This window comes from Bradyrhizobium sp. WSM1417, assembly GCF_000515415.1.
In the GTDB taxonomy this organism is placed as follows: domain Bacteria; phylum Pseudomonadota; class Alphaproteobacteria; order Rhizobiales; family Xanthobacteraceae; genus Bradyrhizobium.
Map to the genome: position 1 here is coordinate 411,867 of NZ_KI911783.1, position 12,882 is coordinate 424,748.

At 64.5% G+C, this 12,882-nt stretch carries 10 protein-coding genes; 3 read left to right on the plus strand and 7 right to left on the minus strand.

Translation table 11 applies throughout. From position 1 onward, the window contains the following. Positions 1–127 precede the first annotated feature (127 nt). Positions 128–2,092, plus strand: coding sequence for a carbohydrate porin (locus tag BRA1417_RS0102110; RefSeq protein ID WP_027514391.1), 1,965 nt, complete (start codon positions 128–130; stop codon positions 2,090–2,092). 6 nt (positions 2,093–2,098) lie between these two features. On the opposite strand, the gene BRA1417_RS0102115 is transcribed toward BRA1417_RS0102110, so the two are convergent. Beyond that, on the minus strand, positions 2,099–2,830 hold the full coding sequence (locus BRA1417_RS0102115) for a sulfite exporter TauE/SafE family protein (RefSeq protein ID WP_027514392.1): 732 nt from the start codon (positions 2,828–2,830) through the stop codon (positions 2,099–2,101). 116 nt (positions 2,831–2,946) lie between these two features. Next, positions 2,947–5,022 (minus strand): methyl-accepting chemotaxis protein, encoded by a 2,076-nt coding sequence (locus BRA1417_RS0102120; protein WP_027514393.1) that lies wholly within the window; start codon positions 5,020–5,022, stop codon positions 2,947–2,949. Positions 5,023–5,263: 241 nt separating this feature from the next. Here BRA1417_RS0102120 and BRA1417_RS0102125 point away from each other — a divergent pair, with 241 nt between their 5' ends. Beyond that, positions 5,264–6,559, plus strand: a complete 1,296-nt coding sequence (locus tag BRA1417_RS0102125) for a hemolysin family protein (RefSeq protein ID WP_027514394.1) — start codon at positions 5,264–5,266, stop codon at positions 6,557–6,559. 213 nt (positions 6,560–6,772) lie between these two features. Here BRA1417_RS0102125 and BRA1417_RS0102130 read toward each other — a convergent pair whose 3' ends face one another. From BRA1417_RS0102130 to BRA1417_RS0102140, 3 genes are all read right to left on the minus strand, one after another. After that, positions 6,773–7,015, minus strand: a complete 243-nt coding sequence (locus BRA1417_RS0102130; protein ID WP_027514395.1) for a PilZ domain-containing protein — start codon at positions 7,013–7,015, stop codon at positions 6,773–6,775. A 97-nt stretch (positions 7,016–7,112) separates the two neighbouring features. Further along, positions 7,113–8,813 (minus strand): FMN-binding glutamate synthase family protein, encoded by a 1,701-nt coding sequence (locus BRA1417_RS0102135; protein ID WP_027514396.1) that lies wholly within the window; start codon positions 8,811–8,813, stop codon positions 7,113–7,115. 228 nt (positions 8,814–9,041) lie between these two features. After that, the gene (locus tag BRA1417_RS0102140) at positions 9,042–9,815 is read right to left on the minus strand and encodes a ferredoxin--NADP reductase (RefSeq protein WP_007597827.1); all 774 of its coding nucleotides are present in this window, start codon (positions 9,813–9,815) and stop codon (positions 9,042–9,044) included. Between the two features lie 400 nt (positions 9,816–10,215). Here BRA1417_RS0102140 and BRA1417_RS0102145 point away from each other — a divergent pair, with 400 nt between their 5' ends. Continuing rightward, the gene (locus BRA1417_RS0102145) at positions 10,216–11,019 is read left to right on the plus strand and encodes a RimK family alpha-L-glutamate ligase (protein ID WP_027514397.1); all 804 of its coding nucleotides are present in this window, start codon (positions 10,216–10,218) and stop codon (positions 11,017–11,019) included. Between the two features lie 19 nt (positions 11,020–11,038). On the opposite strand, the gene BRA1417_RS0102150 is transcribed toward BRA1417_RS0102145, so the two are convergent. Both BRA1417_RS0102150 and BRA1417_RS0102155 read right to left on the minus strand, forming a co-directional pair. Continuing rightward, positions 11,039–11,887, minus strand: a complete 849-nt coding sequence (locus BRA1417_RS0102150; RefSeq protein WP_027514398.1) for an amidohydrolase — start codon at positions 11,885–11,887, stop codon at positions 11,039–11,041. Positions 11,888–11,890: 3 nt separating this feature from the next. Beyond that, positions 11,891–12,868, minus strand: coding sequence for an aldo/keto reductase (locus tag BRA1417_RS0102155; RefSeq protein WP_027514399.1), 978 nt, complete (start codon positions 12,866–12,868; stop codon positions 11,891–11,893). Positions 12,869–12,882: the final 14 nt, after the last annotated feature.

The window sequence follows — 12,882 nt, forward strand, 5'->3', positions numbered from 1 at the left end:
GACCGATCGCGGAGCACCTAATCCTGATGACAGGGTCGCCGCGAATCGGCAGGGATAGTGCGGCGAGTGGACACATTCGCGTTTGGGGGCGTGCGTTTTGACGTTGAGGGGTCACCGTTACAGGTATATGCGGACGGCCGCGGCGATTGCCTCGGGCGTATTGTCTTTTCCGGCCACCAGCCGCGCGGCCGATCTGCCGCTGAAGGCACCGGCCTTGAAGGCGGTCTATGACTGGACCGGCCTCTATATCGGCGCGCATGCCGGTTTCACCCGCGGCACGTCCTCGGCCACGCTGGCCGATCCCACGGCCGCGACCGACAATCATGTGTTCACCGGCGCGACCGGCGGCGTGCAGGCCGGCTACAATTGGCGGCTCAATTCGGGCTTCCTGCTCGGCGTCGAAGGCGACATCTCCTTTCCGAACTATCTGCCTTCCAACCATGTGGTGTCGTCGGCTGTGACCGCGCTGTCGAGCGCGGAGGAACGTTGGGACTATGTCGCGAGCCTGCGCGCGCGGCTCGGTTACACCACCGGCGCCTTTCTGTTCTACGCGACCGGCGGCGCCGCTTTTGCCGGCGAGCGCTTTCTCTCGACACCGACAGGCGGCACTGAGGAGAAAGTGTTGAACACGCGGTTCGGCTGGACCGCCGGCGGCGGCGTCGAATATGCCTTCGCGCCGCACTGGAGCGCTCGGCTGGAATATCTCTACAGCAAGTTCGAGAACGCCCACGTCACCTTCCCCTCGGGCGCGCAATATTCGTCCTCGATGGATTTCCAGAGCCTGCGGATCGGCCTCAATCGCAAGATCGACTGGCCGGGCCTGCCGACCTACAACCCGAAGTCGGATGTGACGGACACCGAGTCCAGCCGCTGGGAGATTCACGGACAGTCGACCGTACTGGGGCAGGGCTACCCCGCGTTCCACGCGCCCTATACCGGACCGAACAGCCTGCTCCCATCGCCGGATTTCCAGCAGACCTGGAGCAACTCGCTCTATCTGAATGCGCGGCTGTGGGACGGCGGCGAGGTCTACTTCAATCCCGAGCTGCTGCAGGGCTTTGGTTTCAACAACACGACGGGCGCTGCCGGCTTTCCCAACGGCGAGGCGCAGAAGTCCGGCTTTCCCTATCCGCACTTCAACGCCTCGCGATTGTTCGTGCGCCACACCTTTGGCTTCGGCGGCGAGCAAGAGGAGCTTGCCAGCGGCCAGTTTCAGCTTGCCGGCAAGGCCGACGTGTCGCGTCTGACTTTGCAGGTCGGAAAGCTCTCCGTGGTCGACGTCTTCGACGGCAATTCCTATGCTCACGACCCGCGCAAGGATTTCATGAACTGGTCGATCTGGGCATCCGGCGCCTTCGACTACGCCGCCGACAAGCTCGGCCTCGGCTATGGCGCAACGGCCGAATTGAATCAGAAGCAATGGGCGCTACGCGCCGGCTATTTCCTGATGGACGCGCAGTCCAACTCGAGCAATTTCGACATGAATATCGGCCGCCGCGGCGAATACGTCGCGGAGCTCGAGACGCGCTATTCGCTGTTCGGCCAGCCCGGCAAGCTGCGCATACTCGGCTTCGTCAACAGCGCTTTCTCCGGCAGCTATCGCGAGACGCTGGACAATCCGCTGCTCAATCTCGACATCAGCCAGACCCGCCGCGGCCGTCTCAAATACGGCTACGCTTTGAATGTCGAACAGGCGATCACTGACGACTTCGGCATGTTCGGCCGCTGGAGCTGGAACGATGGCCGCAACGAGATCATGGCCTTCACCGACATCGACCGCAGCCTGTCCGGCGGTGTCTCGGTGAAGGGAGCGAAATGGGGCCGGCCCGACGACGTCGTCGCCATTGCGGGCGCGATCAACGGCCTGTCGCAGGACCATCGCGACTTCATCGCCGCCGGCGGTCTCGGTCCGCTGATCGGCGACGGCCAGCTCAACTACCGCAGGGAACGCGTGCTGGAAACCTATTACGCCTACGCCCTGAACAAGGCGCTGACCTTCACTGCCGACTACCAGCTGATCGTCAATCCCGCCTACAACGCCGATCGCGGCCCGGTGTCCGTGTTCTCAGGACGGTTGCACGGCGAGTTCTGAGCGCGCTCAGAACAGCAGCGCGACGCCGGAGACGAACAGCAGCGCGAGCACGATCTTGCGGAACATGGCCTCATCGATCCGGCCGAACAGCTTCAGCCCGAGCCACGTCCCGCCAAACAGGAACGGCAGGCCGAGCACGAACAGCTTTGCGGTGTCGAGCGTGAGCGCCCCCTTGGCGCCCAGCAGCAGCGCCGCCATGGCGAACACCACGACCGCGACGGGCTGGAACGTGGCGCGCTGGACCTCCTTGGGCAGGCCGCGCAGATTGCACCAGATGGTGACGATGATGCCGGCAAGGCCGGTCAGCCCGCCGAGCAGGCCGTTGACAAAACCAATCGACATGTCGGCGGCGCGCGGAACGACGGTCGCGACCTTAAGCTGCGGCCGGAAAAACGCATAGAGGCTGTAGGCGATCAGAATCGTTCCAACAGCAATGCGGACGCTGTTCGGGTCGGCCCGAGTCAGAAGCGACACGCCGACCGGCACGCCAAGGACGGCGCCGAGCACGAACGGCCACAACCGCCGCCAGTCGAGCGCCGCGCGCAACTTCCAGACCGAGTAGCCTTGCACCAGAAGGCCGAAACCGACGATCAGTGCGGCGCTCTGAACCGGCGTCAGCACATAGAGCCACAGCGACGCCGCCACCAGGCCGAAGGCAAAGCCGGAGAGGCCGGCGACGAACGCGCCGGCGAAGGTGGCTGTCAGGAAAAGGGTAAGGTCGATCGTGATCCCGTCCATTGCTCGCTCCAAACATCAGCGAGCAGCGCTTGCGTGGGATCACCACTTCACGGGGAGGCTGCGACCCCCCAAGGCTGCAAGCCTAGGTGAAGCCGCTCCCTTCGACAATGACAATGTTACGCGGCCCGGATCGCGTCCAGGAATTTTCCGACCTCGACCTTGAGGCGGCTGCTCTCGCCGGACAGCGACCTCGCTGACGCGAGCACGGTGGAGGAGGCCGATCCGGTCTGGCTCGCGCCGCGCTGCACGTCGACGATGCTGGCGGAGACCTGTTGGGTGCCGCGCGCCGCCTGCTGGACGTTGCGGGAAATCTCCCGCGTCGCCGCGCCCTGCTCCTCGACCGCGGAGGCGATCGCCGATGCGATCTCGGACATGCGGGTGATGGTGTCGCTGATCGATTTGATGGCGCCGACGGAATCCTCCGTTGCGCTCTGGATTCCCGTGATCTGCTGGCTGATCTCGCCGGTGGCCTTGGCGGTCTGCTCGGCCAGCGCCTTGACCTCGGAGGCGACCACGGCGAAGCCGCGCCCGGCCTCGCCGGCGCGCGCCGCCTCGATTGTTGCATTGAGCGCCAGAAGATTGGTCTGCCCCGCGATCTGGCTGATGAGCTCGACCACGTCGCCGATCCGGCCGGCAGCCTTGGCGAGCTCGCCGACATAGTCGTTGGTCCGCGCAGCCTGTTGCACCGCTTCGCTGGCCACCCGCGCGGAATCCTGGACCTGCCGGCCGATCTCGTCGACCGAGGAGGCCATTTCTTCCGCGGCCGCGGCAACGGTCTGCACGTTGCTGGAGGCCTGCTCGGAGGCGGCCGCGACGGTCGCGGTGACCTTTTCCGATTGATCGGCGGTGCTCGTCAGCGTTCCCGCCGACACTTCCAGCTCCGACGATGCGGACGACACGGTGTTGATGACGTCGCCGATCAGCGCTTCGAAATCGCGCGCGATCTGGTCCATGCGCTGGCTGCGCTGGAGTTTCGCCTCGGCTTCCACCGCGGCGGCCTCGTCGGCGGCCTTCTTGGCGGAGAGCGAGTCCTTGAAGTGCTGGAGGGAGCCCGCCACCTGGCTGATCTCGTCGTTGCGGCCCGTCACGGGAATCTCGACCTCGTGCTGTCCGGCGGCAAGCGTTGCGATCACGTCCGCGAGCCGGCTGAGCGGCGTCACCACGCGCCTGCGCAGCATCATGGTCACGCCACCGAGTGTGCCCAGCAGCGCCAGCACCGCCACGCTCGCAAGCGCGAGCATCGCCAGCGCGCCGTCGCGCGCGGCCGAGGCGCGCTCGGCAGCTTCCGCGAGCGCGGCATCGCGCACGCCGTAGAACATCTGGATGGCGGGCACAATGACCGTGGCCAGCTCTTCGGCGTTGATGCCGTACTTGCCGTCACCACGTGCCGCAGGCATCTCCTTGTCCACAGCAGCGGCTGCTTTCCCAAAATAAGAATCGATCGCCGCTTTCAGCGCGGTGGCGATGCGGGGCGGGCTTCCCAGCTGGTCGATACCGGCCTCGATGCGCTCGCGGTCGGCCTCGACACGTCCCTGCATCCGATCCATCAGCGAAAATTCAGCCGCCGTGAGCGGTCGGCGTGCGCTCAGCGCGGGCGACAGCGAGGCGGCGCGACTGCCGGCCGAGACGCGCAGATCCTGCGCCGTTCGCGCCAGGCCCAACAGCGCCGCAAGCGAGGAATCGGCATTGATGACCTTGGCTTCGAGCCGGTTCATGATCGGCTCGATATTGCCGATGACCTCGGCAACGCCCGGCAGGAAGCCCTTGGTCGCAGCGCTGTCGCGTGTCGCCAGCGGAACGCTCATCGCGCGATCTGCCGCCGTGGTGATATCCTTGAGCCGCCGCGCGGTACGGTCCAGGTTTTCGATCATCGGTCCGGCATCATCCAGCACGATGATGGCGCGCCTTGCCCCCTCGAATGCGGCATCGACCGCTTTCGCCGCCTTCGCGGCAGCTTCGATCTGGACCTGCGTCGCAGCGTTCTCTTGGAAGATCGGGGAAATGTAGGGGGCACGAAGGCTGGCAATGTGCTGACTGACCATCAGGGTCGCACCAAAGGCGTCGACCGTCTTGATCGCGTCGGAGCGGTTCGCGAAGATGCGCGTCTGGGGTATCAGCACCTCGGCGCCAAGGATGACTGCAAACACCGTCACCGTCAGCATCGACAGCGCAAAGAGCTTCCCGATCCGCATCTGATCCCCCGAATACATTCCTGCAAATGCCGAAAACTTAGCCGGTTGGCGCTAAGAGCCCGTTAAGCAACGGCATGCCCGTAGTTCCGCGGGGTGTTGAGCTTCGAGTGCCTTCCGGACAGTGTCGCCGAAGTTCCTTCGCGGTGACGGATGCGACAGAATCATCGGCATTTCTTCCTCAAATACCTATATCAAGGCCTGTGCCGCTATCCGCGCCACACTCCCTTACCTCGGAACATCAATGCTCTCCGCCGAACTCGCCATCGTTGTCGTCCTGATCGTCATCAACGGCTTGCTGTCCATGTCCGAGCTGGCCGTGGTCTCGTCACGCCCGGCCCGGCTGTCGATGCTCGCCGCAAAGGGCGTCCGCGGCGCCGAGCGGGCGCTGACGCTCGCGGCCGATCCCGGCAAATTCCTCTCGACGGTGCAGATCGGGATCACGCTGGTCGGCGTGCTCTCCGGCGCGTTCTCGGGCGCGACGCTCGGACAGCGGCTGACGCAATGGCTGCTCGAGCTCGGCCTGTCCGCAGGAATTGCCGATATCGTCGGGGTGGGCCTGGTCGTCACGCTCATCACCTACGCCACGCTGATCGTGGGCGAGCTGGTGCCGAAGCAGGTGGCGCTGCGTGACCCCGAGAGCATCGCGGTCAGGGTTGCACCCGCGATGCACGTGCTTGCGAAGGTCTCGCTGCCGCTGGTCTTCCTGCTCGATCTCTCCGGCAAACTGATCCTCACGCTGCTCGGCCAGGGCGGCAAGTCTGAAGAGAAGGTGTCGGAAGACGAGATCCATCATCTCGTCAGCGAGGCCGAAACCGCGGGCGTGCTCGAGTCGGGCGAAAAGGAGATGATCGCGGGCGTGATGCGGCTCGGCGACCGGCCGGTCGGCGCGATCATGACGCCGCGCACGGAGGTCAACGAGATCGACCTGAACGATACGCCGGAGAGCATTCAAGCAATCATCGCCAAGAGTCCGCATTCACGCTTTCCCGTGTCCGACGGCGACCGCGACAAGCCGATCGGCGTGCTCCAGGCCAAGGACCTGCTGGTCGCTTTCATGAACGAGCGCACGCCGGATTTGCGCGTGCTGGTTCGCGAGGCGCCCGGCATTCCCGCGTCGGCCGATGCCCGCGACGTACTGGCGATCCTGAAGGCTGCGCCGGTGCATGTCGGCCTCGTCTACGACGAATACGGCGCCTTCGAAGGCATCGTGACGACGGCCGACATTCTGGAATCGATCGTCGGCGCCTTCCATTCCGAGGAAGGCCCGCCGGAACCGGCCTACGTCAAGCGCGCGGACGATTCGCTGCTGGTCTCAGGCTGGATGCCGGTCGACGAATTCGGCGAGCTGCTCGGCATCGAACTGCCGCCGCACCGTTACAACACGGTCGCTGGCCTCGTGCTGCAACAGTTCAACGTGCTGCCTGATGTCGGCGACGCCTTCGACTTCGGCGACTGGCACATCGAGGTGGTCGACCTCGACGGACGGAGGATCGACAAGATTCTCGCGAGCCGGCGGAGCGAAGTAGAAACGGGGTGATCCACTCTCGTCGTCCCGGACAAGCGCAGCGAAGCGGAGCGCAGATCCGGGACCCATAGCCACAGGATTGAGTTTGGCGAAGACTGGTAGTTGCGCGGTACTGCTTTCTGCACATGATCGACGGATCACGCAGTATGGGTCCCGGATCTGCGCTGGCGCTTGTCCGGGACGACGGCGGAGTTTGCGGTTAGAGCTTGCGCCAAACTCAAGCCCTCACCCGAACCTCACCCCGATCCGCTTTTCCTTGCGCCAGATCACGGTGCAGGCGAGATGTGTTCCATCCGCCTGGACGAACAGGCTGAAATGGTCGGGAATGCCGACGGGACTGCTGACGTCGAGAGCGGCGCCGGTATCGGACAGGTTGCGGACGGTGCAGTCGATCGCGCCGCCGCCGCCGAACTCGATCGTTCCGGCCTTCAGCACGCGATGCCTTGCCTTGTCGCGCCGCTCATCCATGGCGACAATCTACACCCAAAGTTGAACTAAACGTTAAACGCAGCCCTGGTCGCGATCCTCTCGCGTGGGCCCGGCGGCCTTGCAAGTGGACCGGCGCCTACAGCGCCGGCTGGAACGTCTCGGTCCGCGCCATCCGCCAGGCATCGCGGAAGCGCGGGTCTTCGGTGCCTTCGAGCAACTCGCCCGGACGCAGCGAAGGATAAAGCTGCGCGAAGGATTTCACGTCCGTGGTCGAGGTGCGCTGGGAGAAGTGGATCGGGCGCAACTGCTGCGGATGTTCAAGACCGGCCGCAGCGATCAGCTCGGTCAGCGAGTGCAGGGTCGCAAGGTGATAATTGTGCACGCGGTCGATCTTGAGCGGCACATAGAGCGCGCGCGCCCGCGTCGGGTCCTGCGTCGCGACGCCGGTCGGGCAGCGGTCGGTGTGGCAGCTCAGCGACTGGATGCAGCCGAGCGAGAACATGAAGCCGCGCGCCGAATTGCAGTAATCCGCGCCGATCGCCATGGCGCGCGCCATGTCGAAGGCGGTGGCGATCTTGCCGGAGGCGCCGATCTTGATGCGGTCGCGCGCGTTGATGCCGATCAGCGCGTTGTGAACGAAACTGACGCCCTCCCGCATCGGCATGCCCAGATGGTCCATGAACTCCAGCGGCGCGGCGCCGGTGCCGCCCTCGTTGCCGTCGACGACGATGAAGTCGGGATAGATACCGGTCTCGATCATCGCCTTGCAGATCGCCAAAAATTCCCAGGGATGGCCGATGCACAGCTTGAAGCCGGTCGGCTTGCCGCCGGAGAGCTTTCGCATCTCGCCGATGAACTGCATCATGCCGACAGGCGTGGAGAAGGCGCGATGCGAAGCCGGCGAGATGCAATCCTCACCCATCGCGACGCCGCGGATCTTTGAAATCTCTTCCGACACCTTTGCCGCCGGCAGCACGCCGCCATGACCGGGCTTGGCGCCCTGGCTGACCTTGAGCTCGACCATCTTGATCTGGTCCTGGCTCGCGACGCGCGCGAAGGCTTCGGGATCGAAGGCGCCGTCGAGATGACGGCAGCCGAAATAACCCGAACCGATCTCCCAGATGATGTCGCCGCCCATCTCCGCGTGATAGGGGCTGAAGCCGCCCTCGCCGGTGTCGTGCGCGAAGCCGCCCTTCTTGGCGCCGGCGTTCAGCGCGCGCACGGCGTTCGGGCTGAGCGCGCCAAAACTCATCGCGGAAATGTTGAACACCGAAGCCGAATAGGGCTTGGCGCAATCCGGCCCGCCGATGGTGACGCGGAATTTCTCCTCGGCATGCGTCTTCGGCGAGACCGAGTGATGCATCCACTCATAGCCCTCGCGGTAGACGTCCTCTTGCGTGCCGAACGGACGCTTGTCGAGCTGCATCTTGGCGCGCTGATAGACCACCGCACGGATGTCGCGCGAGAACGGCATGCCGTCCTTCTCGCTCTCGAAAAAATACTGCCGCATCTCCGGGCGTATCTCTTCGAGCAAAAAACGGATATGCGCCGAGATCGGGTAGTTGCGCAGAACGGCGTGGCCCTTCTGCATGAGGTCGCGGACGCCAAGAGCCGTCAGCGCGCCGAAGATCAGGATCGGGACCAGCAGGATGTCGAAGATCTTGCGGTCGGCGATGCCGATGCCGATCAGCAGCGCGGTGACCACCGCGCAGATCGTCAGGACGATGAACCGTGGGGAGAATGGCAGCAGCAGGGTTTCCATGATCCCCTCTTCCGCCAGCGGCAGCCGTTTGGCCGATAAGTTGGGCGATTCCTGCGTCTTATTCTCGTCGGCCACGATTCCCACCCTCTCGCCAGCATGAGGCGGTACGATACGCCCGCGCCTGTCATACGGATATGACGCGGCGGTTGTTTCACGCTAGCGAATTCGGCGGGGACAAATCAATCAGCCCAACGGGCGGGCTGCTGCGGTGCAGCAGAGCTCGGGAGGGACGGGCATTAACCGGTCAAAGGCGCTTTACCCAGGCAATCGTCCTGGCGTTTGCCAGGACGACACCGAGAGGGCCTAGCGCTCGACGAACGCCTTTTCGATCACGAAATGGCCGGGCTTGTTGCCGGAGCCCTCGACGAAATCGCGGCCCTCGAACATCAGTTTCAGCTCTTCGAGCATCGCCGGGCTGCCGCACATCATGATGCGGTCGGTCGCGATGTCGAGCGGGCCCTGGCCGATGTCGTTGAAGATCTGCTCGGAGCTGATGAGGTCGGTGATGCGACCGCGGTTCTTGAACGGCTCGCGGGTCACGGTCGGATAGTAGATCAGCTTGTCCGCGAGCAACTCGCCGAATAGTTCGTCCTCGCGAAGACCGGCGACGAGCTTCTCGCCATAGGCGAGCTCGGAGACCTGACGGCAGCCATGCACCAGCACGATGCTGTCGAATTGGTCGTAAACCTCAGGGTCCTTGATCAGGCTGGCGAAGGGCGCCAGGCCCGTGCCGGTCGAGAGCAGCATCAGCCGCTTGCCGGGGATGAGGTTGTCGGTGATCAGCGTGCCGGTCGCCTTGCGGCCGACCAGGATCGTGTCGCCTTCCTTGATCTTCTGGAGACGCGACGTCAGCGGGCCGTCCTGAACCTTGATCGAGAAGAACTCGAGCTCTTCCTCGTGATTGGCGCTGGCCATGCTGTAGGCGCGGAGCAGCGGGCGACCCTCAACCTCGAGGCCGATCATCGCGAACTGGCCGTTCTGGAAGCGGAAGCCGGAATCGCGGGTCGCGCGAAAGCTGAACAGGGTGTCGGTCCAGTGCTGGACGGAAAGAACCTTCTCTCGGTAAAACGCGCTCATGATTTTCGATATTCCGAATAATTGCGGTTTTAGGGCAAAAGCGTTGCCCGGCCCCTGAAAGCGGAGCGGACACCATTGCCATGGCGGAGGATTTCGCGTGTGTGATCTACGCCATTGAGACCAATAATCAACCTCGTTCCGGATGCAATTGATGCCGGTCAAACCGGCATTTGCGGCGGAAATGGTCGCATCATTAATGGATCTGCTGTCCGGCGCGGGCGGAGGGCAATTTCTTTTCCCTCCGAGGCTCGAATACAGCACTTAATTTCCGTGGCGCTCGCGAGAATTTCATTAAGAATAGCTCTGATTTCACCTCCCCTTGGCGCCGTTTCCCGCACTTTTGCGGCTTTTAGTGCCAACAACGACTGGAACTGGCGACTGGGACGGGCGACTGAGACACATGGCGAGCGGCGAGCGGATCTTCGTCCAAGCGATCAAGCGCTATTGCGCCACCCATGGCATCGCGCTTGAAGTCCGCGCCGATGGCTGGCTGCTCGCGATGCGCGGGGGCGAGCAACGCCGCTTCGCGTTCGGCTACGACATCGGCCTCAACAGCGCCATCGCGCACCGACTGGCCAACGACAAATCGGCCACCGCCGAAGTGCTCGCGCTCCAGGGCGTGCCCTGCATTCCCCATCGCCTGTTCCTCAATCCGAAGTTGGGCGAGAAGGTTGTCGGCGTCGCCTGGCGAGAGGCAATGCTGGCGTTGCTCCGCGACAATCCGCAAGGCATGGTGGTGAAGCCGAACGAGGGGACGTCGGGACGATCCGTCTTCAAGGTCACGACGGAAACAGAACTCGATCATGCGGTTGGCGAAGCCTTTTCGATGAGCGCCGGACTCGTGATCTCGCCCTATGTCGTGATCGAGGATGAAGTTCGCGTGGTCCTGCTCGATGATGTGCCACTCGTCGTCTACAGCAAGCAGCGCGGCTCGGATTGGCGGCACAATCTCGATGCGGGTGCAAAGCCCGTGCTGATGCAGGACGGCGATCTACGCGCAGCCTGCGCAAAGCTCGCCATCAACGCCGCCAATGCCATCGGCATCACCTTCGCCTCGATCGACCTCGTGCAGGTCGACGGCGTCTGGCGTGTGCTCGAGATCAATTCCGGCGTGATGATGGAGACGCTGGCGAAGCTGCATCCGGAGCTGGTGCAGACGACGTACGATGCCGCGCTGGACCGGGTGTTTGGGGAGGAACGCTAAGCGACGCGCGCTGGCGGCTTCAACTCACGGCGAGCCGATACGCAGCCTTCGCATTCACGCCGAACGCCTTCTCCCGCACCTGCGGCCCGAGCTTCATCAGGCAGGCCTCCAGCGCGCCCTTGATCTCACCATAGCTGCCCGCGAGCAAACATACCGGCCAGTCCGAGCCGAAGATCAGGCGATCTTCGCCAAAGCATGTTGCGGCGTGCGCGACGAACGGAAACAGCCGCTCCGCATTCCAGTCGCTCCAAACCGCTTCTGTCGCCAGCCCCGAGACCTTGCACCAGACATTGCCGCACGCCGCGAGTGACGCGATGCCGCTGGACCATTCAGTGCTTCCGCCATCGGCGATCGGCGGCTTGGCTGCGTGGTCGAGCACGAAGCGCGCCTGCGGGAACGCCTGTGCGGTTGCGATGGCGGCCGGCAGCTCGCGGGTGCGGACCAGGAAATCGTAGGCGAGATCGTGCGCGAACACGGCCGTGAGGCCGCGCTGGACGTCCTCGCGCAACAACCAATCCGGGTCGGCCTCGTCATGGACCTGGTGGCGGATGCCGACCAGCTTGTCGCCGCCGGGCGAAGCCCGCAACTGCTCCAGCGTCTCGCCAAGTTCAGCATCGGTCAGATCGGCCCAGCCGACGACGCCGATCACCGAGGGCGTCGCATGCGCGATCCGCAGGAATTCCTCGGTCTCCGCCAGCGCGGAGCGGCACTGCACCAGGATGCTCGCGTCGATGCCGTTGGCTTTCAAGAGCGGCGCGAGATCGGCCGGACCGAAGGCACGCCGGATCGGATTGAGCTCGGGCGCGTCCATCCAGGGATAGTCGGCGCGCGAGGGATCCCAGAAATGCTGGTGAGCGTCGATGATCATGCCTTACGCTCCGCCCGGCAATGGCGCGCGGGCGTCGACGAGTTTTCGCGCACGCAGCTCCCGCCAGAACGCTGCCGGCACCGCCGTCTCCGACATCGCGATGTTGTCGGCAACTTCCGCGGCGTTGCGCGCACCCATCACGGCGACCGTGACCTCCGGATGGGCCATGCAAAACTGCAGCGCGGCGGCTTTCAGTTCGGTGCCGTGCTTGCGGCAGAGTTCGTCGAGCGCGAGCGCGCGGGCGACGAGTGCCGCATCGGCGTCCTGATAGTTGAACTTCGCGCCCGTGTGCGGATTGGCCAGGATGCCGCTGTTGTAGATGCCGCCGAGCAGGATGCCGATGTTCTTCGCGGCGCAGACCGGGAACAGCGCATCCAGCGCGCCCTGGTCGAGCAGCGTGTAGCGGCCGGCGAGCAGGAAGCAGTCGACCGGAACGGCCTCTGCAAACCGGACCAGCATGTCCGACTGGTTCATGCCGGCACCAATCGCCTTGACGGTGCCCTCAGCGCGCAGGCGCTGGAGCGCGCGGAAGGCGCCGGCGACGGCGTCGTCATAGTGATCGTCGGGATCATGCACGAGCAGGACATCGACGCGGTCGAGCCCAAGCCGCGCCAGGCTTTCCTCCACCGAACGCATCACGCCGTCATAACTGAAATCGAACACCGGCCGCTCCCGCGACGTGCCTTTGTAATGCTCGTCCTCGGCGGCCGCGCCATCGGGCACGCGCAGCAGGCGGCCGACCTTGGTCGAGATGGCGTAGGAGTCAGGGGGCTGTTGCCGCAGGAATGCGCCAAGGCGTCGCTCCGCGAGGCCAAAGCCGTAGAGCGGCGCGGTGTCGAAGAAGCGGATTCCGAGCGACCAGGCGCGGGCGATCGTCGCCTCCGCATCGGCATCGCTGACCGGGGTGAACAATCCGCCGAGCGGGGCGGAACCGAGGCCGAGTGAGGTGACACCGAGAGAGCCGAGCCGCGACCTTTTCATTCCCATTGCCTCAA